At 46.5% G+C, this 22,715-nt stretch carries 17 protein-coding genes; 5 read left to right on the top strand and 12 right to left on the bottom strand.

Features of this window, described 5'->3' with window-relative positions; translation table 11 throughout:
* Positions 1–14: 14 nt before the first annotated feature.
* Together carB and carA are read right to left on the bottom strand one after the other, a co-directional pair.
* A complete protein-coding gene (gene carB, locus C4S39_RS06200) occupies positions 15–3,218 on the bottom strand; it encodes a carbamoyl-phosphate synthase large subunit (protein ID WP_103966161.1) in 3,204 nt (1,067 codons plus the stop codon).
* Between the two features lie 27 nt (positions 3,219–3,245).
* Positions 3,246–4,397: a glutamine-hydrolyzing carbamoyl-phosphate synthase small subunit gene (carA, locus tag C4S39_RS06195; RefSeq protein WP_103966160.1), complete on the bottom strand. Its 1,152-nt coding sequence runs from the start codon at positions 4,395–4,397 to the stop codon at positions 3,246–3,248.
* Positions 4,398–5,231: 834 nt separating this feature from the next.
* On the opposite strand from carA, the gene C4S39_RS06190 reads away from it, so the two are divergent.
* From C4S39_RS06190 to C4S39_RS06175, 3 genes are all read left to right on the top strand, one after another.
* Positions 5,232–6,416, top strand: coding sequence for a GNAT family N-acetyltransferase (locus C4S39_RS06190; RefSeq protein WP_103966159.1), 1,185 nt, complete (start codon positions 5,232–5,234; stop codon positions 6,414–6,416).
* An 11-nt stretch (positions 6,417–6,427) separates the two neighbouring features.
* Positions 6,428–8,050 (top strand): calcium-binding protein, encoded by a 1,623-nt coding sequence (locus C4S39_RS06185; protein ID WP_103966158.1) that lies wholly within the window; start codon positions 6,428–6,430, stop codon positions 8,048–8,050.
* 576 nt (positions 8,051–8,626) lie between these two features.
* Complete coding sequence (locus C4S39_RS06175) at positions 8,627–9,106, top strand: DUF2726 domain-containing protein (RefSeq protein ID WP_103966156.1); 480 nt, start codon at positions 8,627–8,629, stop codon at positions 9,104–9,106.
* Positions 9,107–9,202: 96 nt separating this feature from the next.
* On the opposite strand, the gene C4S39_RS06170 is transcribed toward C4S39_RS06175, so the two are convergent.
* From C4S39_RS06170 to C4S39_RS06140, 8 genes are all read right to left on the bottom strand, one after another.
* Positions 9,203–9,772 carry a DUF4231 domain-containing protein gene (locus C4S39_RS06170; RefSeq protein WP_181023764.1) on the bottom strand — a complete coding sequence of 190 codons (570 nt, stop codon included), beginning with the start codon at positions 9,770–9,772 and terminating at the stop codon, positions 9,203–9,205.
* A 203-nt stretch (positions 9,773–9,975) separates the two neighbouring features.
* On the bottom strand, positions 9,976–10,305 hold the full coding sequence (locus C4S39_RS06165; protein ID WP_103966154.1) for a DUF4156 domain-containing protein: 330 nt from the start codon (positions 10,303–10,305) through the stop codon (positions 9,976–9,978).
* Between the two features lie 287 nt (positions 10,306–10,592).
* Positions 10,593–11,249 carry a peroxiredoxin gene (locus C4S39_RS06160; RefSeq protein WP_103966153.1) on the bottom strand — a complete coding sequence of 219 codons (657 nt, stop codon included), beginning with the start codon at positions 11,247–11,249 and terminating at the stop codon, positions 10,593–10,595.
* A gap of 136 nt (positions 11,250–11,385) precedes the next feature.
* The gene (locus tag C4S39_RS06155; RefSeq protein WP_103966152.1) at positions 11,386–11,595 is read right to left on the bottom strand and encodes a hypothetical protein; all 210 of its coding nucleotides are present in this window, start codon (positions 11,593–11,595) and stop codon (positions 11,386–11,388) included.
* Positions 11,592–12,164, bottom strand: coding sequence for a hypothetical protein (locus tag C4S39_RS06150; RefSeq protein WP_103966151.1), 573 nt, complete (start codon positions 12,162–12,164; stop codon positions 11,592–11,594). The genes C4S39_RS06155 and C4S39_RS06150 overlap by 4 nt, the downstream gene beginning before the upstream one ends.
* A gap of 55 nt (positions 12,165–12,219) precedes the next feature.
* The gene (locus C4S39_RS15270) at positions 12,220–12,381 is read right to left on the bottom strand and encodes a hypothetical protein (RefSeq protein ID WP_181023763.1); all 162 of its coding nucleotides are present in this window, start codon (positions 12,379–12,381) and stop codon (positions 12,220–12,222) included.
* 116 nt (positions 12,382–12,497) lie between these two features.
* Positions 12,498–13,973: a DNA/RNA helicase domain-containing protein gene (locus C4S39_RS06145; RefSeq protein ID WP_103966150.1), complete on the bottom strand. Its 1,476-nt coding sequence runs from the start codon at positions 13,971–13,973 to the stop codon at positions 12,498–12,500.
* Positions 13,974–14,212: 239 nt separating this feature from the next.
* Complete coding sequence (locus tag C4S39_RS06140) at positions 14,213–17,611, bottom strand: M20/M25/M40 family metallo-hydrolase (protein WP_103966149.1); 3,399 nt, start codon at positions 17,609–17,611, stop codon at positions 14,213–14,215.
* A 160-nt stretch (positions 17,612–17,771) separates the two neighbouring features.
* Between C4S39_RS06140 and C4S39_RS06135 the strand changes: the two genes are divergently transcribed.
* On the top strand, positions 17,772–18,857 hold the full coding sequence (locus C4S39_RS06135) for a TolB family protein (RefSeq protein WP_258039310.1): 1,086 nt from the start codon (positions 17,772–17,774) through the stop codon (positions 18,855–18,857).
* Positions 18,858–19,188: 331 nt separating this feature from the next.
* Here C4S39_RS06135 and C4S39_RS06130 read toward each other — a convergent pair whose 3' ends face one another.
* Positions 19,189–20,502: a hypothetical protein gene (locus tag C4S39_RS06130; protein WP_103966148.1), complete on the bottom strand. Its 1,314-nt coding sequence runs from the start codon at positions 20,500–20,502 to the stop codon at positions 19,189–19,191.
* A gap of 18 nt (positions 20,503–20,520) precedes the next feature.
* Positions 20,521–20,958 (bottom strand): DUF4124 domain-containing protein, encoded by a 438-nt coding sequence (locus C4S39_RS06125; RefSeq protein ID WP_103966147.1) that lies wholly within the window; start codon positions 20,956–20,958, stop codon positions 20,521–20,523.
* Positions 20,959–21,245: 287 nt separating this feature from the next.
* Here C4S39_RS06125 and guaB point away from each other — a divergent pair, with 287 nt between their 5' ends.
* Positions 21,246–22,709: an IMP dehydrogenase gene (gene guaB, locus C4S39_RS06120; protein WP_103966146.1), complete on the top strand. Its 1,464-nt coding sequence runs from the start codon at positions 21,246–21,248 to the stop codon at positions 22,707–22,709.
* Positions 22,710–22,715 lie beyond the last annotated feature (6 nt).

The raw sequence follows: 22,715 nt of genomic DNA, 5'->3' as shown, positions 1-22,715 counted from the left end.
AATTTTATCTATGTTTAGAGTTGTATATGCAATTTCTGCAGATTATAGACCTGCAATTCACGTTTGTTAGTGATGCCTACACAGGCAGCACGTGCACCAGCTAAAGTTGTATAGTAAGTTACTTTTGCCTGGAGTGCAGCATGGCGAATTGAATATGAATCCCGTATTGCACTACGTTGATTCTTTACAGTGTTAATGATCAAACTGATTTCGCCATTTTTAATCATGTCAACAATGTGTGGCCGCCCCTCAGCAACCTTATTGATGATAATGACCTCTATTCCTGCTTCTGTAATGGCGGCAGCGGTGCCTCGCGTCGCATAAAGAGTGAAGCCAAGTTCTGCAAGGTTGCGTGCGATTTCAACCGCATGCAATTTATCCGAGCGCCGCACGCTAATAAAGATTTTTCCGGAAGCGGGCAGACGAACATCGGTTGCCAGTTGGGATTTAACAAAAGCTTCCGCAAAGGTGGATCCCATGCCCATTACTTCTCCGGTAGACTTCATTTCCGGACCTAGTATCGTATCAACACCGGGAAGTTTTATGAAGGGAAAAACAGCTTCCTTGACAGAGTAGTATGATGGAATTACTTCTTGGGTAATATTTTGCTCAATTAAAGATCTTCCCGTCATACAGCGTGCCGAAATTTTAGCCAGTTGAAGACCGGTTGCTTTGGAAATGAAAGGTACAGTACGCGAGGCCCTAGGATTGACTTCAAGTACATAAACCGTATCGTCTTGGATCGCAAATTGTACATTCATCAGTCCAACGACATTAAGCATGCGTGCCATTTTAGCAGTTTGCCGGCGTAATTCATTCAGTATCTCGGGTTGTAAATTAAATGTTGGCAGCGAACACGCAGAATCACCGGAATGTACGCCTGCCTGTTCAATGTGCTCCATGATGCCGCCAATCAGAACTGTTTTTCCGTCACAAATCGCATCGACATCGACCTCGGTAGCGTGAGTGAGGAAATGATCTAACAATACCGGAGAATCATTGGAAACCTTGACGGCTTCGCGCATATAGCGTTCCAGATCGGCTTTCTCGTGTACGATTTCCATAGCGCGCCCACCCAATACATAACTGGGTCGTACCACTAATGGATAGCCGATTTCCTCGGCGGCGATCAGAGCCGCTTCGGGATTACGTACGGTACAGTTGGGCGGCTGGATTAAGCCTAATTGCCGCAGCATTTTTTGAAAGCGCTCGCGATCTTCGGCGCAATCGATCATGTCCGGGCTGGTGCCAATAATCGGTACGCCATTGGCTTCCAGGTCGCGCGCGAGCTTAAGAGGCGTTTGCCCGCCATACTGTACAATTACTCCATCAGGTTTTTCTACAGCGACGATCTCGAGTACATCTTCCAATGTCAGTGGTTCAAAATATAGTCGATCTGACGTGTCATAATCGGTTGAGACGGTTTCCGGATTGCAGTTAACCATGATGGTTTCAAAACCGTCTTCGCGTAATGCCAAGGCGGCATGAACGCAACAATAATCAAATTCTATCCCCTGGCCGATACGATTAGGTCCGCCACCCAAGACCATAATTTTCTTTTTATCCGTGGGGCAAGATTCGCATTCATCCTCGTAGGTTGAGTACAAATAAGCTGTGTTGGTAGCAAACTCGGCCGCACAGGTATCAACGCGTTTGTAGACCGGATGCAAGTCAAGCTGATGCCGCTGTTTACGAACTGCGGTTTGATCAATGCAGAGTAATTTGGCTAATCGCCGATCGGAAAAACCGCTACGCTTCAGTTTACGTAATGTCTGCTTATCCAGTGCTTCAAGCTTAATTTCCGCCAATGCTTGTTCTTGTTTGATTAGGTCTTCGATTTGTGCCAGAAACCAAATATCAATATGTGTCAACTGATGAATTTCTTCCAGTGAGAGATTGTGGCGGAAAGCATCGGCGACATACCAGATTCGCTCTGGGCCGGGATTGGCCAGCTCAGTTTGGATGGTTTCCAGGTTGTCGGTTTTTTCATCCAATCCATCCACACCGGTTTCCAGTCCGCGTAAGGCTTTTTGCAAGGATTCCTGAAATGTGCGGCCGATTGCCATGACTTCGCCAACGGATTTCATTTGTGTCGTCAGGCGATCATTGGTTTGTGGGAATTTTTCAAAAGCAAAGCGCGGTACTTTGGTAACAATGTAATCAATCGTCGGCTCAAACGAGGCGGGTGTAATTCCGCCAGTGATGTCATTACCCAGTTCGCTCAGAGTATAGCCGACCGCAAGTTTGGCAGCAATTTTGGCAATCGGAAACCCGGTGGCTTTGGATGCCAGGGCCGAAGAACGTGAAACCCGCGGATTCATTTCAATTACCAGCATGCGGCCATTGTCAGGATTGATGGCAAACTGAACATTGGAACCACCGGTTTCGACGCCGATTTCACGCAATACCGCAATCGAGGCATTGCGCATCAGTTGATATTCTTTATCCGTCAGTGTTTGTGCGGGCGCTACCGTAATCGAGTCGCCGGTATGCACACCCATCGGATCGATGTTTTCAATGGAACAGACAATGATGCAATTATCGTCCTTGTCCCGTACTACTTCCATTTCAAACTCTTTCCAGCCGATTACGGATTCTTCGATCAGTAATTCCTTGGTAGGGGAGGTTTTTAACCCGCGTTCGCAGATATCCAGAAATTCTTCCCGGTTGTAGGCGATACCGCCACCGCTGCCACCCATGGTGAAGGAAGGGCGGATAATGGCCGGATAGCCCAGCATAGCCTGCACTTGCAACGCTTCTTCCATACTGTGCGCCACTGCAGAACGGGCGGATCCCAAGCCGATACGTGTCATGGCTTGCTTGAATTTTTCGCGGTCCTCTGCCATATCAATGGCTTCACGCGAAGCGCCGATCAGTTCGACCTCATATTTTTCCAATACACCGTGTTTGACCAGATCCAGCGCGCAATTCAACGCAGTTTGGCCACCCATGGTGGGTAACAAAGCCTGTGGCCGTTCAATGGCAATGATTTTCTCGATCATTTTCCAGGTAATTGGCTCGATATATGTTGCGTCGGCCATTTCAGGATCAGTCATGATGGTGGCAGGATTGGAATTAACCAGAATGATGCGATAACCTTCCTCTCGCAAAGCCTTGCAGGCTTGTACACCGGAATAATCAAACTCACAGGCCTGACCAATAATGATGGGGCCGGCGCCAATGATGAGTATGGATTGAATGTCGGTACGTTTAGGCATGCTTTCTAACGTGGTATCACGTAGTGGTTATTGAGGATTGTTTTTATGACGCTGCATCATGTTGATGAATTTATCAAACAGATAATCGGCCTCATGTGGACCTGGACTGGCTTCCGGGTGTCCCTGAAAACAGAACGCCGGCTTGTCGATTAATTCAAAGCCTTGCAGGCTTCCATCGAACAGGGATACATGCGTGATACGTGCCGTGGCGGGCAACGTATCAGCATCGACTGAAAATCCATGATTCTGACTGGTAATGATAACTTTCCCGCTGACGATATCCTGTACCGGATGATTTGCGCCATGATGGCCAAATTTCATTTTTACGGTGCGTGCGCCGCTAGCCAATCCCAATAATTGGAGACCCAGGCAGATACCGAATATCGGGATATTGCTTTTCAATAGGGATTGGGTTGCGGAAATGGCGTAATCGCAGGGTTCAGGGTCGCCGGGGCCATTAGACAGAAATACGCCATCAGGTTGCGCTGCCAGAACTTCATCGGCGGATGTTTGCGCGGGAAAAACCGTTACCTTGCAGCCGCGTTGCGCCAGCTTGCGCAAAATCGTGCGCTTGATACCAAAATCAAAAGCTGCAACGTGAAGCTGGAAATTTTCTGGAGTCTGAAAACCGGATTCCAACGACCATTCACCTTCTGTCCAGGTATACGACTGTCGGCAACTGACCACTCTGGCGAGATCCATACCGGCCAATCCGGGAAACTCTCTCGCAGTTTGTAATGCTTTTTCCTCATCCACATCTCCTGCCATGAGACAGCCCGATTGCGCGCCTTTTTCGCGCAAAATGCGCGTCAGCTTGCGGGTATCAATTTCTGCAATGGCAACGACTCCCTGCTCACGAAGAAACTCAGGCAAAGTATGGGTTTTGCGAAAACTGCTTGCCATCAACGGAAGATCGCGGATTACCAAACCTGCCGCATGTACCTTGTTGATATTGCCGGATTCGAAATCTTCTGGATTGACCCCGGTATTGCCGATGTGTGGGTATGTTAAGGTGATAATTTGCTGACAATAAGACGGATCAGTCAATATTTCCTGATAACCGGTCATCGCGGTATTAAACGCCACCTCTCCTGTTTTGATGCCGTCAATGCCAATAGACACGCCACGAAAAATTGTTCCATCGGCGAGTGCTAGGATGGCATGCGGTCGTTGTGACACAGAAAAACTCCTTGGAAACTGACAAGATCTGGAAAACAGAACCAGGACTGACTCGTTTAGATGCCTTGGTTATTGAAGAAGAAATTATACGTGAAAAAGGTTTATTTTTCTATTTGTGAAACCGATACTGCCAGATTAATTGTCAAGATAGATGCGATGGGAAATATGAGACGAATAAGCAATTATAATCAATACATTACTGTGCTGTAGAAGTATGAATGTATAATTCCGGTCCGCGGCGCGAAACGCCCATACATGATTTTCCGATAGTTTTTGCTGCTGATAAATGATGCATGGAGTGAAAGAAAGATGCGGCAACACTGGAGTCCGTAAAAAATTTTACGGTTTGCCCAGCAGATTTTAGGCTTCGTATTTGGTATTCTTGTTTCCGGATCGGTTAGTGTAAATTCTCGGCCCGATTGTTGGAGTGCTTAACCTAGGCATGTTCAGCATCAAGTAATAGCTCCGCTTTGGCGATAGCATAACTGTCAAGTGATAATGTTACGTACGATGTACTGCGCCGCTTTGGACAATTGCAGAGGACTTTTTCACTATTTTATTATTTTGTTGCGGTTACATGGAAAGATCGAGTACTTTGCTGTTTTAGTCAATAATAGGATATCCCAGATGCGACTGCCTACCATTGATCGCAAGGTGCATTCCTATCATTCATCCAGATACACATAGTCTTATAAGTAAAAATAACGCTCCATGAGCTCATTGTTTCTTCAATCAAATAAAGCGCTCAGCAGCTTGCTGCGAGGTATTTTATTTGGCAAGATGTCGTCTACTTGATTAATCAATGTGAATCAGTGTGAATTAACGTGAATCAACGTGAAAACACCTAATTGTAAATTACCTGATCCGGCCGCACTTTATCGGAATAATGCAGGTGAACGAATTCCTGGGTATATTCTGGAAGCGGGAAATTTACTGACATTGGGGGAAATCAAATCATGCATCGATCACCTCAATAAGGCTGATACCAAAAATACTGAATCATCTTGGGGCTGGATTATTGCATCAACCGCACATTGCCAACTTGGGAATTTTAAAACAGCAATCGGAGTTGCAATGCGGGGGCTGCATTATGCAGGAGAAAACTCATATTTACTGGATTGTCTGGGTGTGGCGCATGCCGGCCTGGGTGATTTGAGCAATGCAAGCGCTTTCTTCCAGAAAGCAGGGGAAGCAAATCCAAAGAATACCAACAGTATCATAAATCTTGCTAACGTTCATTTGCTACATAATGAGATTGATTTAGCATTTGCTGTGTTAGATCATAGTTTAAAAGCCAATCCTGATGATGCTGAAATCAAATACCTTTATATTCAATTGCATCCGGTATGGATGCTGCCTATTGAAAATAATAGGCTTCGGATAAGAACCCGCACGCCGCTGGACTACCAGTTTGTGACGGATTGTTATGCCAATGAATCCTTCATGAATAACTATAATCGTTATGCGGCAGGCGCATTTAGACAAGCTAAGTTACAACAGAAATCTCATTCTAACCCAGATCGCTTGAGTGTTTATAATAACAAATGTATTCAATGGATTATCGAAAAAATTGATCGATTGGATCAGGAGAAATCCCGACATACACCGATAGGTCTTGCTTCATTGGCTGAAATTCATTGGGCGCATCGCCGCGCAGAGATTTTGATCGGTTTTCCCAATGCGACGAAATTCAATGGTACCCGCATACCCCTAACGGCAATGCTGATGATATTGGATTTTGCATTTAATAAGATTGGGTTCAATAAGCTAACGAGTGTGGTTTATGCTGAAAATTCATATGCGCAAAGATCTACATTAGCACTGGGATTCAAACAGGAAGGCTTTTTAAAAAATCATCTTTTTGACCAGAAACTGAATCGCTGGATAAGTATTTATCAGAATGCAATGTTAATTGAAGAATTTGGAGAGAATACTCAGCTTGCGAAACTCTCCAAAAAGCTGTTGAGGTGCGAATCGCATCTTAGTCAGTTGGGTCTTTTTCGCAAGCTCGATTTTTAAAGGGTTGCATTATGATAATCAACGGCACACCAGGTAATGATAAATTGTTCGGTACGTTTAGAGATGATTTCCTATATGGTTTCCTGGGAAATGATGAACTTCATGGCGGAGAAGGTAATGATTTTCTGGAAGGCGGAGAAGGTAGTGACGTACTCGATGGTGGCGGTAATAGCAGTGGTAAAGGGGGAGATACTGCCAACTATTCAAAAGCGGCAAGCGCGGTCGTTGTGGATCTTTCCGCCGGATCGGCAAGCGGCGGAGCCGGAAATGATACCTTAATCAATATTGAAAATATCATCGGTAGCGCATTTTCGGATACTTTAATAGGCAATTCTGACACAAATGAATTGTATGGCGGTAAAGGGGATGACACGCTGCTGGGTGGGGATAGTGATGACATATTGACGGGGGGATCCGGCAATGACTTTCTAGATGGCGGCGGTAAATTTGGTAGTGATACTGCCAGTTATTCAGATGCAACAAGCGCTGTAACCGTCAATCTAGTGACTGGAACTGCAACAGGCGGTGCCGGAAAAGACACCTTGATTGATATCGAAAATATATTTGGCAGTTCATACGCAGACACATTAACTGGTGATGATAATTGGAATCAGCTCGATGGTGGCGCAGGCAACGATGCGCTCAGCGGCGGTGGAGGCAATGACACACTCAATGGTGATGCCGGTAATGACAATCTCAGTGGCGGTGCTGGCGATGACTGGCTGAATGGAGGGATAGGTAACGATACGCTCAACGGTGGCGCAGGCGGTTTCGATACCGCCGATTATTCGAATGCAACCGGTAGCGTTAATGTAAACCTTTTTACCGGAATCGCAACAGGTAGTTTAGGAAATGACACTTTGCTAAGCATTGAGAATGTTAATGGTAGCCTTGTTGCAAGTAATACGTTAACAGGCAACGCAAGCACGAATCAGCTGGTAGGCGGATTAAGCAGCGATACGCTATTGGGTGGTGCTGGTGATGACACGCTGTTGGGGTTTGACGGTGATGACATACTCAATGGCGGTGCCGGAGCCGATAGTATGGATGGAGGGTTAGGGAACGACATCTATATTGTTGATAATATAGATGATGTTGTTTCAGAATTCTCCTTTGGGGGGCTTGACAAGATTAATAGTAACGTAACGTACACTTTATCTGCTGACGTGGAGAATCTTACACTGACCGGCGCATCGGCGATTAACGGTACAGGCAATGGCAAGGCTAACGTCATCACTGGAAATGCAGCCAATAATCAGTTAAATGGCAGGGCGGGCAACGATACGCTTGATGGCGGAGCGGGTAAGAATGTGCTGACTGGTGGAACAGGTAACGACGTCTTTAAGTTTACTACAACAGGACATACAGACAAAATTACTGACTATAACGTAGCGGATGACACTATTCAGCTTGAAAATTCTGTATTTACTGCATTAATTACAACTGGATCATTAGCATCCAGTCAGTTTGTAATTGGCACCCAAGCGATAGATAGCAATGACTTTGTTATTTACAACGACGCGACCGGTTCATTGTTATACGATGCGGATGGTAATGGCGCAGGCGCTGCAATAGAAATTGCCGGTGTTGGTATTGGACTGGCTATGACGAACGCCGATATCGTGGTGATCTAAACGATTCGGATAAGGTGCTTGTAAAGTCAACGGTCTCGTTTCAAAGAATGAGATCGTTGATTTCAAAAATCATATATTTTCCTTTATAAATATATCGTTAAGATTTTCATGTAAAATTCCATTTTTGACGCATTATATTGCGCCATCTACGACATCTAATTCTAGCGACCCTTCCCGTATTATCATCTCTCTACAAGTACCTCCCGAAAAAATGCGCCGATCCCTTTGTTTGCGAGGGATGGTCGTGTTCCAGGCGCTCTCCCAAAAAATCGCGGTATCGAAGCTCAGCATCACACGTCGCAGCAGGAGCATTGCTCTGCCTTCGCTGTCAACGCAACGCTCAAAGTCGAGAACCCACACCATATCACGGTGGGAACGGAGGTTTCCGTAGACCAAAGTACATCCTGAATGCCTGTTGAAGATTGGTAGCTTGGCGAAAGTTTGGAAGATTCTATCGTTTCGGCTAAAGGGGTTAGAGCGTGCTGAGAGAGTTTGCTTGAATTTTGCGAAAGATCTTCAAAGAGCTTTCCTGCATGCCGATATCATGTTTATTTCATGTATAACCCGTATTAAATTATGAACATAATTACAATTTTTATTAAAACATTTACATTATTTAAATTTCGTCATAAATCCAAGCATTTTAAGTATGAATCTCTTGAGGAAATACTTTCCAGTACCGAGTATTCCTTTTTTCTGGCATTAAAAGAATCGCTATCCAAAGACTATGAAATATTTGCGAAGGTGCGTATTAATGACGTGCTTACGCCGGATGAGATTTTTACTATTCAAAATAGCAAGGCTGCGATATATCGAATACCTCCTAAGCATTTCGATTATATTCTATGTGAAAAACGTACACTTTCAGTGGTTGCCGTTATAGTACTGGACGATCGAAGTCATATTCAACGCATTGCACGCGCCAGAAGCAGTTTTGTGGAGAGAGCATGTATAACTGCCGGGTTTAAGTTGTTGCGTTTTCCCAGCCGGGCAAGTTATTGCTCTAAAGCGGTAAGAGATGTGATATTAAATTCTTTGAATACATCATCTTTCTGATCTTACAGTTATATCTTTTTAAGATCGGTAAGCGTTACCTACTCAATGATTCAAGAATTCTGTTTTTTTAACCCGTTTATAAAAAACCGGCACGCTTCAGCCTTGTTGCTCGTTGCCGGCCGATTTGCTGATTAAGTTGGAATCCTGATTCTTCGCGCTAACGGCGAATACATAGTCTTTAATCTCATTGCGGATCAGATTCTCGACGTTCCTGGCAAATAGCGGATAGGCCTCCTGCTGGGATCTGAAGGGTGCGTACTCACCGGTTAACTGAAAAAAACTGAATCCCTCGCTCTTGATCAGTTCCGCAGCAGCACGTTTTTCACGCCAGATATCGCCAAAATTGAAGAGACCTTCAATACCTGCACAGATTGCCACGATAAGGCTAGCCACGATTGACGCGACGGCAAAAATCCAACCGTATTCCCCCTCTACCAACTCCCGAAGACCCACCAGAGCAGGGATGAGCGCTCCTGCGATCACTACTGCGCTACGCAAGGCATAGTATTTCTTTTTTGCACTGGTAGCCCGGGAGTCCCACCACTCGACATATTTCAGCCAGCGGGCTTCAATGTATTCTTTAGTCTTTTCGTCGTGCAGATCGAGTCCGGCAACGAGATCGCGGAGCTTGGCCAGATCAACCAGAATCGGGGCGTTATTATTCATACGACTGCCTCTCCTTGTTAAGAACATTAAAACCCGGTTAAGAGGAAAGTTTTGTCTGGTCCTTGGTATCTAAGAGCATCTTTCCCGGAAAAAATCGCCCCGAATTTATGGGATTAGTCATTTTGATTCCTGACGTTTTGGCATATACATTTGCTTTCCGGCCAGAGTCTTTTTTGTGCAAAGTCACGCACGGGATAGGGCAATCATTGCGTTCTTGCCGGAAAACATTGATAGACACCAAAACTGCGCCTTCCCTCAGTAATTTCTGAAATGGGAACAATCGTATCGCCTCTCATCAAAGCCGCTTCATTACGCGCAAGGTCCGCAAGTTCAGCTGAGACTTTATCTGCATCACGGTTAAACACTATTATTTTATTTTCAACTTTGGTATTAACTTGCCCTAATCTCTTGCATGACTCGACTGTGCTGGCTGATTGCACCAGGCGCACACTTTCGCCTCTTGAAGTAACCTTAACCCATGTACAAGAAGACAGTATTAAACCACTACAGATAGCAATAAGGATTTTTTTCATTGGATGCCCCTTTATTGAAGGATATGCCTATATACAACGCAACGATTTACTCATCGAGCGGAATTCTGCATGAGTTTGGCCGGATTTCATCGTCAATTGATTTTCTTAACTTCCGGGAATTATCGAAGAAATATCTGACATTAACAATATGGTAAAAATAAACTGTATTTTGTGCGGAAATAAAAAAGGATTGGCATTTAAGCTAATCCTTTTTTATTGGCAGATCATCGTAGACTAAAACCATCGATCAATGGATTAAAGAGTGTAACCGGGGCTGTATATAAAAATCATGGCTGCTTGACCTTGCGCAGGTATGGCTTTACGGTTTCCCAGCCTTGCGGATAAATCTTCTGCGCCTCCTCATTGCTGATTGAAGGAACAATGATGACATCGTCGCCTTGTTGCCAATTCACAGGTGTCGCGACTTTGTGTTTTGCGGTTAACTGCATTGAATCAATAACACGCAAGATCTCATTGAAATTACGGCCCGTAGTCATGGGATAAGTCATCATGAGCTTGATGTTTTTATCAGGGCCGATGATAAATACTGAGCGAACGGTTGCATTGGTGAGTGCTGTCCGTCCTTCCGCTGAACCCGTCTCATCTGCAGGGAACATATTATAGAGTTTGGCCACATGCAGATCCGTGTCTGCAATAACCGGGTAACGAACGGATGACCCTCCGACATCTTCAACGTCTTTCAGCCATTTCTCATGATCATTAAGCGGATCAATACTCAGCCCGATAAGTTTGGTATCGCGCTTATCGAACTCGGCTTGAATACTGGCCATATATCCCAGTTCCGTCGTGCAAACGGGTGTGAAATCCTTGGGATGAGAAAATAATACGGCCCATTTATCGCCGATCCATTCATGAAAATCGATTCTTCCGTGGGTAGTTTCCGCCTGAAAATTAGGTGCTTGATCATTAATACGCAGTGACATGGCCTCTCCTTAGCTTAAATTTATCGTTATATTTTTGCATGAAATGACTTCAATGGGGTAACTATGTGTCTGCTAACCGAAGACTGATCAATTAATCACCCCATTCTTAATGGGAGCATACAGTAGAGGATTCAGCTTAAAAGCCTCTGCCAGCTTCAGAACCGGCAGAATCTTCTGATGCTTTCGGCGCATCCTCGCCGATCATTACTGGCTTGCCATCCCGCCAGATCACGGCGTAATGGCCCAAGCGACGTTTTCTTTCAAGTGCCTGTGACACGGCTTTTTGCAGCGAATCCAGGATTGCTATACTTTCTTCGGATGGTATTGTTTTAAAAGTGATCTTCATTCCTTGATGCTCTTTAATAACTGTTGATAATAAACTTCGTGGAGAATATCACGACTGCCGTCTTTTTGTTCAAACACTAAAATAGGATTTTCACCATCGTTCATAAAACAAGTGCAGCAATCAACTTTGTGGCTGAATACAGTGAGTAAATTAACTAGGCTACGCGGAAAACGCCGTTCGATATCGCGTAGCGGAATATTGTGACCACCATGCGCAACCCTTTCTGTTACACGCAGTTCCGATATTTTGACGCTGGGCAAGGCAAGATAGATCAATTTCACTTGCCAACTATCACGTTGCAGCCGATTGATCAGACGTAAATAACTACGACCTGAAAGCGTGGTTTCGAATGCAAAATTCTCTTGGCGTTTGATGTTTTCTTCGATTTCGTTCAAAAAAATACGGCTTGCCGCAATGAGTTCTCGCTCCGGTGCCAGCGGAGAAAGACCGGCTGCGATCAGATCGGCATTAACAAAATGTGTACACTCCGCTACCTTGGGCAAATATTCCAATGCAAATGTGGTTTTGCCCGCGCCATTGGGACCGGCAATGATCCAGCAGGTAGGCATTACACAATCTCCCTGTGTTGTTTCGGTGTCCGCCTGAATTCGATGATCGTGGCAGTCATGTGGTTTGTAAGAGTGTACCGTGGATGACGGGTATAATTTTGCCAATGGATGGCGGCGGATCAATTACTGTTTTACCCGCGATGCGGTATTGGCCTGAGAGCGATTTGTACTGCCAGGCAGCAAGCAGCAAGAGTACGATAACAATGTTTCGTTTCATGTCGTCCCTAACGTTTGAATTAGGCCGCAGACTCTCGATTCTTGACATAGTAAGCAACCATTTCTGCAATATCGGTTGGTGTGCTGGCCGCTCATCTGTAAAAATCTGTTAAATGGCTATTGCAGGATGGCGATACATCTATTTAGCAATTCTTCATTGCCTATGATTACTAGATTCAATTTCTTTCTGCACCTTGTGATGTTTTGGAATAGCATCTTAGGCGGGTCGTAGTACGCTCCACCTCTATAGTTCAGATCGCCCTTATCGTTGTAGGAGAAGAACTTATCAATAGTTATCGCTACGCCGTCAAATTCTTGCCCGATTACTTGATGTGATGTTCTGTTGGATGCTTCCGAATATTTCTCGTGATGTTCTTTATTGTATTGTGATGGGGTGAATCTCAAAATTTCCCATTTGCTTTCATCTAGTGCGTCGAGGTAACTCTTTGCGTCTTCGGTGGTGTTGAAATAATTGATTTCAATGTTGCCATTGCTTGATATGGGCAGAGATTTTTTGTTGTTGAAGAGCATTTTTATGAATGCGGCGATTTCTTTGTTTGTTCTTATCTTCTCCGATAGTTTGTATTGGGCGATTGGTTTGATTGAGCCAATCTTCGCGCTAACATCACTCTTTTCTTCCCAGTTTGCTAGCGTTTGAAGTTTGTCGTGTGAGAAGATGCAGCAGCATTTTGCTAGTTTTGCTTTTTCAATGATGGTGTCTAGTTGTTTGGGATAGATTCGTTGAGCTTCATCGATGATAACTAAATCATAATTTGCAAGATCGTGGTTGCTGTAGTTTTTTATTGGAGTGATCGCCCAGCCATTTTTTTTCAACTCTGTGTGGCCGTCATTTAGTTGTCCGCAGTGGATGATGAGCGGCTTTCTTATGCTGCCTATAAGATGCTTTGCGATATCGTATGTTAGTAGGGTCTTTCCTGTTCCCGCGCTGCCTATGATTGAAATGAATTTCGCTGCTTTGGGTGGTTTTAGGGAATCAATGATTTGATTTTTCACATCTTCTTGCTGATGTGTTAGGAAATATTCCCCAGCTAAGAACTTTTTCGTGGAGTTGAAAGGTGAAACTAGGTAGTCTGATGGATTGAATAATGCATCCGGAACTTCCGCATCATCTATCTCCTGCTTGGTGAGTAATTCCGCTAAATGGATAACTTTGATTTTTTCTAGTTGTTCGTCATCCCGCAGGAAGTACAGCTCTTGGGATTCAGACACAAATGTGAAGGTGCAAATTTTTCTTCCAATGAAGCTCAAGTAGTATTTGTTTCGTATTAGTTGCTTCTTAATTTTGTCTTCCGAGCAGTTATTCTTGAGTTCTACGTTTATGATGCATTTTCGGCCAAAGCGCAGCAAGTCAAACTCTTTGCCTATCTGCGGAATTTTGTAACCCACATAAAACCTATCTAAGGCTCCTATGCTGCACTCAATGTCGCTCAGAGCCTTGGCTAGACTTCTTAGGTCTTCAATTTCTGCATCTTTGATTTCTATGCCATAGTGCTTCAAGAACCCATTGAAGCCTTCTTCTTTCAATGAATCTTTTGCTTGTAGTAGCGATTGGATGTTTACTCGTTTCAACATTTCTGCTTGTTTGATTCTTGTGAAGGAGGTTCGGTTAATCCGCGTGAATGAAAAAGTGGCTCAATTAACAATTTACTCGATCTATCATTGAAAAAATGCGAGTACGCGCGGTTCAGTTTAGTATGAAAAAAACTAATCTTTCACAGGTTAATACTCTATTATTTTTGACGGCAAGCTTCATTGGACGGCTCGGTTGCAGCTCCGACAATCGAAGCAATCCGGAATCAGCAATCATGCTGCTACCGTTCCACCAACACCACTTCAGCCACCATAACCGCATCATCCCTCCGATATTTCAATTCTACTTTCTCTCCCGCTTTCAGCGTGCGCAAAACAGCCGCATACGACGCCAAATCGTTAACCGGTTGCCCGGCCAGTTGAATCAGAATGTCGCCTTGTTGCAGTCCTGCTTGTTGTGCCGGGGAGCCGGGGAGGGTGTTGTCGACGCGCACGCCTTCGCCCTGGTATGAGAAATCCGGGACGGTGCCGAGGCTGGCGGTGCGTTTTTCTTTAGGTTTTCTGGATTCGGTTGCTGGTGCGGGAGTTGATGATAACGTGACTGTGAGCGGCTCGATGCGGTTGGCGAGATATTCGGCGGCTTCCTTGAGAATCGCGGCGACTTTCACCAGTCCGGCGGTGTCGATTTTATCGGCGGTGTCGCCAGGAGCATGATAATCCTCGTGCGCGCTGGCGAAAAATTGTACCGCCGGAATACCCGCCTGGATAAATGTGGCTTGGTCGCTGGAGCCGAAATCGTCCTGCACCGCGTTGACCGGAATGCCGGTGACAAAGCCTGCGCCACGGAAAACATGTACCAGTTCGCGTGCGGTGCCGGTGCCGAATATCGTGACCGGGTTATTTTCCAATCGTCCGACGGTATCCAGATTCAGCATTGCGATGATTTTTTCAGCGGGGTAATTTTTGCTGTTGCGAATGTAATGCTGGGATCCCAGCAGATTCGCTTCTTCGCCGGTAAACGCGACAAAAATGACGGTGCGCTCCGGTTGCCATTTGCCAACCACTTGACGCGCCAGCTCCAGCATCACCGCAATGCCGCTGGCGTTGTCATCCGCACCGTGATGGATTTTACCCTGATGTGCGGCGCGCACATCCGGCCAGCCGGTGCCCAGGTGATCGTAATGCGCGCCGATGATGAGGCTTTGTCCGGCGAGCTGCGGGTTGGTGCCGGGCAGAATGCCGACGACGTTACGCAAGGTGATGTTGCCTTTCGGCAAGCCGACATCCTGTTGCCAGGTCTGGAAAAAACTGCCGCTATCGTCGCCCGGCAACAAGCCGATTTGCTGGAATTGTTTGGCGATATAGGTGGCCGCTTCGTCCAGTTCCGGGGTGCCGAGTTCGCGGCCTTTGTACGATTCATGCGCCAGATGATGAATATCCGCCATCATGCGGCTTTCGGAAAAAGCCGGCGGTAGTTCCGCCAATGCGCGGCGTGGCTTGGTGATGCCCGCATGCGTGGTATGCGCGGCATGAAGAACGTAACCGTCTTTTTGCCGTACCGGCTGTGACAGTGGCGATTGCATGATCGGCCATTGTCCTTTGTCGATATTGATCAGCTCGTCGCCTTTAAACACCAGATAGCTGTATTTGCGGTAGTGCGGCAATTTATTGGCCAATTCGGCAATTGCCTTGGGATTGTCGGCGGCGACCCATAACAATGTTTTATCCGCATGGGACGGTTGCCGGGTTGTCAGCACCACAGCATGGTCCGCCTGTGGATAGTTTTTCTGATCCAGCTGCAATTGCTTGCGCTGATGAGTAACGCCGCGATCCGCCAAGGTCTGGGTAACGGCACCGGTAAATTTATTCTGCCACCCCATGATCCAGATGGTACGGTTTGCAGGTAACGTTTGCAGTTGATCGTCGGTGATGACTTCCAGCGGACTTGATTGCGTCTTCTGCCAGTTCATGGCCAAGTCCCGGTACGCTGCCAGAATCGACGGATGTTCCTGCGCGGGCAAAATCAGTAATGGTTTTTCCGCGCCAAAACCTTGCGACAACGCAGAGGGAATCTCGCGGCTATCCAGACGGCGGAATACATCGAAATGCGGATCAAGGTCGATACGCACCGGGCGATTGGCGAATTCCAGGACGATGGTTTGTGTACGCTGGTCGACGAGAATATGCGATTCCACTGCCATGTCATCATTTTCCAACGTGACGGAGAGCGGTACTTTCAATCGATATGGATTGCCTGCCTGGGTTTGTTCGACCGTTAAAGTGAGCTTGAATCCTTGTGCGGCAGGCTTGGTTTCCGCATGGCGCAGCACCAGATCCGGCGCACCGGCGCGGTGTATCCATTGCGCGAATTGCTGCGAAAAATCCTGACCGGTAGTTGCATTGAATGTTGCGAGCAAATCTGCAAAAGTTGCCTGTTTGAATTTGAACTGCTTATAAAATTGCCGCAATACGCGCGTGAAAGCTTCGTCGCCCAATTCCTGGCGCAGCATGTGGAAGAACATCATGGTTTTTCCATATCCCACCGCTTCCGAGCTGGCGCTATGGCGGGATACAAAGCGGATGATCGGAAAATCCTTCTCTTTGCTGACGAAATCCGCGTACTTTTGCAGTACGTCACGGCGGTATTCGTCGCCTTTGCCGCGTTGTTCATTGATCAGATGGTCGGCGAGATAAGCGGTTAATCCTTCCGCCCAATTGCCCTTGGCGTAATCGACGAACACGCCGTTGCCCCAGTAGTTGTGCAGAATTTCATGCGGATACGACGAATGCAAAATGAACGGAAAGCGAATCACCTTGGAGCCGAGCAGCGTGAACGACGGCATGCCGTAGCCGCTTTCCCAGAAATTTTCGACCAGTGCGAATTTATTGTATGGATACGGACCGATCAGTTTGTTGTACATGGCGATGTATTGCGCGGTTGCATCCAGGTACTTTTGCGCCAATGCTTGATCGGCGCTGCGCAGATAAACCAGGGAATTCACCGCGCCGGCGGATTGCGTGTAACGCTGATAGCGCCCGGCGGCGAGATAGATATCATCTTGCGGTTGTTTTTCCTCCCATACGACATTTTGCATCGCATTCGTTTGCTGCTCGCGCAATAATGCGCCCTGGCTTACCACATCCCATCCGGCCGGCAGTTGAATGTCCAGTTGGAACGATACCAGGGCAGCACCAAACTGCGGATACCATGCGCTGGAATTGGCCAGGAACACGCCTTCCGGTGAAATCGCACCCGGTGTGGAGCCGAAGCTGCGCGAATACTCCTGTCCCGGCCCCTGAAGCGCGTGATGGATCTTGCCATTGAATTGCAGCATGAAGGTCTGTTGATCTGGCGGTAATGTGACCGTGTAATGGCGGATCGAAATGGGACGGGATTTCAAGGCGACCTGATTGCCATTTGTCCTGATTGTCGCACCCTGCACATCAGTGATCGTCAAACCGGCATGTAGAAAGAATTCAAGTTGCACCGGTTGTTTTGCATTGCGTACCTGATCAGGGATTTGTATCCGATCCTGAACGCGGATTTCCGAAGTGTCCGGCGACAGTTGGATTTGCATCTGGTGATGGAAAGTTGAGGCACCGGCGGACGCGATCATGCCGCAAAACAGACAACCAGCAATAAAAATACATGCCACGCCGAGGTCAGTTAATTTTTGCATTTTTTATTTAAATCTATTGGGTAGTTTATAAAAATTCGAGCGTTTGGACAAAACGATGTGCTATTGCTACCTGCATTCTATCGCATTGAGTGTTTACTTTCCTTTTGTGCCTATGTTTAAATGTTTTCTATTTATCCGGTTACCAGGTATTTTTAATTTTATGAGAAATTTTATACAAATAACATCTTGCGGTTTGTTGCTGCCATTGGTTTTTCTGACAACAGCCCATGCCGGCGCACTTGATTTCATTACCGGCGAACGCCAGCTTTCCGTCAAGGAAAAACGCGCCGGGGAGGCATACTACCGCGCGGATTCGAAGTGGATGATTTATCAGGCGGAAGTGGCGGATGATAATCCGTTTTATCAGATTTTTCTGAAGAATATTGACAGCGGCGCAGTGCAGCAGGTATCTCCAGGAACGGGTAAAACCACGTGTGCGTGGGTTCATCCGGAGCAGGAAAAAGTATTGTTTTCATCGACTCACGAAGATGCGGAAGCCAAAGCCAAGATGGTTGCGGAGATTGAGCGCCGCAAATCCGGCGAACAGAGGTCTTATTCGTGGGATTATGATGAGTTTTATGATATTTACGAGACCGATTTTTCTGGAAAAAATATACGGAATCTGACCAACACGCTGGGTTACGATGCTGAGGCATCGTGGTCGCCGGACGGTAAACTGATCGCGTTTGCATCGAATCGCCGCGCGTATGACGGTGAATTGTCCGCTGAAGAAGCGGCATTATTCAAAGTTAATCCGGCTTCGATGATCGATATTTACATTATGAACGCCGATGGTTCCAACGTCAAAAGGCTGACGCACACACAGAGCTACGATGGTGGTCCATTCTTCAGCCCCGACGGAAAACGGATCGTGTGGCGGCATTTCTCGGAAAGCGGCCGCGAAGCGGAGATATTCACCATGAACATCGATGGTACCGATCAAAAGCAAATCACGCGCCTGAATGTCATGTCATGGGCGCCTTTTTATCATCCTTCCGGCAAGTACATTATTTTTGCGACAAATCTGCATGGGCATCGCAATTTTGAATTGTATATTGTCGATGCCGACGGACAGAAAGAGCCTGTTCGTGTGACCAATAAGGAAGGTTTCGACGGTCTTCCGGTGTTCACGCCGGATGGCAATCATATCACCTGGACCAGTGACCGCACTCCGGAGAAAAAGGGGCTGTTGTTTCATGGTCAATGGAATCACGCAAAAGCGCTGGAAAGTCTTTCATTGAAATAGTTTAAGGAAACACTGATTAATTCGGCGAACGAGATGAAGCACGAGGCGCCCGGAACGCAGCAACTGAGACATATCAACAAGATAGGCGAAGGCGTGAGTACCGCGCAACGAAGTGATTCGCTCGTGCAGTCAATTAATCAGCTTTCCTTAAAACTCTGAAAAGCTTGCAGCAGCCATTCCGGACGCAACAGGAATATTAAACAGCCGATGGGATGGATTTGCCGCCATGCTCGAAATGGCGTGTATTCAGAGTTGTTTAAAAAATATTTTTGTAAGTTCGGCACAGTGAGGAATTTTTAGAATCAGCATTGCGGATTTTCTCACTGTGTTTTTAACTGGCTGCCGATGTGTCAGAGAAAAACTTTTCTCTGCGTTTTTGTTCATCAAAATAAAGCGATTCATTGGGTTCCAACCTGTGTCCAAGGCTCTGAATTTGCCGCCATATGTCAGGAAATATTTTCATTCTCTTGAAGCGCCGTGCGTTCTTTTTGAAATCCCGCTTATTGTTTGATTTGTATAATAATTCAAATAACATCAGCCAGGTAGGTATGTCGTGTTGATTAGCCGCCAATTGTTTTTGTAATAACTCAATAGTCGCTTCGGGTTTTTCCTGTTCGATGAATGCATGTGCTGCCTGGTTGCGCGCATCAGAAGGATTTTCTGCGGATTGAGCGATTTTTTCGGTGTGCTGCAGCAAAACCTCTGCGTAACGATGCCGTGTGCTAGTCAATGATTCATCCGGGAGCCGCGTAAATCTTTCTTTAATCTTTTTATGGCTGCGCAGCATCATAAAAATGATCAATAAAGTCAGTAAAATCCCAAAAAGAAAAGTAGTGTCCGAAAATAAATCCACATCTAATGAAGCCGCATTAAAGTCATCCGGGGGTACCGAGTTTTCAATCGGCTGCACGATGTCTTCCGCCATGACAATGGCGGCATCTATCGGAGAGGTGCTTTCTTCGGGCTGTATCATTGCAATAACCCGGGGTTCTAGCTCAATCTCCGTAATAAGTTCGACGCTTTCGATTTGTTCCTCTTGCGCGGCCGCAGCTTTCAATAACGACAACGATTGCATCGCGGCAATCTGTGTTTCCATTGATTCAACGTGCCGGGTCAGCAGATTGAGTTGATTGGCTTCGTCATCAGCAATTCGTTCCAATTGTGCAATCAGATTGAGTGTCGATCGATGATCTTTAGGTTTGTACTGAGCGGATTCCTGGGTTGTTTCTTGCGATCCACGTTGGGTTGGATTCTTTTCCGGTCTGTTTTGCCGCGATTGGGTGGCAGGTTTTGCAGACGCGTTGATTGTTCTTAAATCCGGGATATGGAGCGTTGCTCCGGCTGGTATGGGTCGATATGCGCCACCCGGAAAATGTTCCGGATTACTCTGTATAATGGCGCGGACAAGATTCCTGCGGGCATGGATATCTTCAGGAAATATCAGACGTGCAATCTGTAAAATATCTTCGCCAGGTCGGATTTGCCATAGCATTCCGGGCCTTGAGCTTTCTTGTTTGGAGACACCAATATGGCTGGACGGATTGCTATCCGATTCAGAATATGAAACAGGTACTTCAGCCGAAACTGAAGTACCTGTTAGCAAGAAAAGAACAACAGTAATTAATTTACCAATAGTTGCGACCATTTAATTTAAGAATATTGATTATCTACAGAATGTAGCGATTGCTTTATTCGCGTCATCAATTCTCCTTTGCCGCAGATCATCATCCACATAGACAATTCCACCAGTACCGTCGGGAATCGTCAAACGGGGTGAATCGGCGTACATTCTAAGTTGAGTCTGAGCTTCCGTACATTTTTTTTTGTTTATTTCAGCTTGCGCCTGATCTTTGGCTTCGTTTTCTTGCCTTTGCTTCCTGCGTTTTTCAAATTCTTCCCGTTCATCTGACAGGACATTCGACTGGTTGCCGGCCGCCGGTGCTGTATTGATATTTAATTGCTGCTCTTTTGTATTCACATGAGGAGGAGGGGGTTGGTCGGTATAATGTATTTTGCCGGTTTCATCCGCCCATTTGTAAATCTGCGCGCCGACGGAAGCGCTGAATAGCAAGGCGGCCACAGTAAACACAACAATTCTCATTGCATGCTCCAAAAATAATAGATCTGAAATCTATCGGACTCGTATTTAGGCAACTTCAAAAGACTCTGGGAAATATCATTTCGGGCGAGACGGAAAATCTGCTGCATTGATTGTTGAAGATTCCTCATCACGTTTGGAATAACAGCAAATGTGCGTTTCTCCGAGTTTCCTTAATGATTCCGTGCATTAAAACATATTAGCTGGAAATATGCTGTATTCTTGGTTGAATTGGCACGAAAATTGTTGCCGTTTTTGGCTATAATGTCGCTTTGCAAAGGATTGACATTATGCAATTGATTCAAAAAGCACTCACCTTTGATGATGTTCTCTTGATTCCGGCTCATTCGATGGTTCTGCCGCGCGATGTCAGTTTGGCGACACAGTTGACACGTACCATTCGCTTGAATATTCCGCTTATCTCCGCTGCCATGGATACCGTGACAGAGGCGCCTTTGGCTATTGCTTTGGCGCAAGAAGGCGGTATCGGCATCATTCACAAAAACATGTCCATCGAAGCTCAGGCCGCGCATGTGGCGCAAGTCAAACGGTTTGAAAGCGGTGTAGTCAAAGATCCGATCACGATTCATCAGAACATGACTGTGCGCGAAGTGCTCGAACTGATACGCCGGCACAAAATATCCGGATTGCCGGTGGTGAATGGCAAAAAAGTTGTCGGTATCGTTACCAACCGGGATTTACGCTTTGAGACCAATCTTGACCAAGCCATCAAGCACATCATGACACCGAAAAGCCGTCTGGTGACGGTCAAGGAAGATACAACGCGTGAAGCTGTGCTGGAATTGTTGCATAAACACCGTCTGGAACGCGTTTTAGTCGTTGATGACCAATTTGAATTGTGCGGACTGATTACGGTGAAGGATATCATCAAAACTTCGGAATACCCGCTTGCCAGCAAGGATGAACAGCAGCAGTTGCGAGTGGGCGCGGCTATCGGGGTCGGAGAGGGTAGCGAAGAACGTGCATTGGCATTGGCGGAAGCCGGGGTCGATGTCATTGTCGTTGATACTGCGCATGGCCATTCACAAAGTGTTCTGGATCGCATTGCGTGGGTTAAAAAGAATCTGCCGTCGATCCAGGTGATCGGCGGAAATGTGGCGACAGCGGCTGCTGCCAGAGCGATGGCGGATCATGGCGCGGATGCGGTAAAAGTGGGCATCGGCCCCGGTTCCATCTGCACCACGCGTATTGTCGCGGGCGTGGGCATTCCGCAAATAACCGCTATTCATAACGTATCCGAAGCATTAAAAGGGAGTGGTGTGCCGATGATCGCCGATGGCGGTATCCGCTATTCGGGTGATATCGCCAAAGCATTGGCGGCCGGGGCGAATTCAGTGATGCTCGGCGGATTGTTTGCCGGAACTGCGGAGGCGCCGGGCGAAATTGAATTGTTTCAAGGCCGCTCTTATAAGAGCTATCGCGGTATGGGTTCACTTTCAGCCATGCAGCAGGGATCCAGCGATCGCTACTTCCAGGATCAGGAACATAAGAATAACGACAAATTGGTTCCTGAAGGCGTGGAAGGGCGTGTTCCATTCAAAGGCAGTATCGCTGCAGTCATTCATCAGCTAATGGGAGGAGTGCGTTCGAGCATGGGGTATCTGGGGTGTGAAACAATTGCGGTGATGCATGACAAGGCGGAATTTGTCGAAATTACCTCTGCCGGCATCCGCGAATCCCATGTGCACGATGTTCAGATTACCAAAGAAGCTCCCAATTATCACGTCAAATAACGGCCA

It is taken from the genome of Nitrosomonas ureae (assembly GCF_900108305.1).
Lineage (GTDB): Bacteria > Pseudomonadota > Gammaproteobacteria > Burkholderiales > Nitrosomonadaceae > Nitrosomonas > Nitrosomonas ureae_B.
The sequence above is the reverse complement of the archived record's forward strand: the minus strand, read 5'-3'. Positions and strand labels throughout refer to the sequence as shown.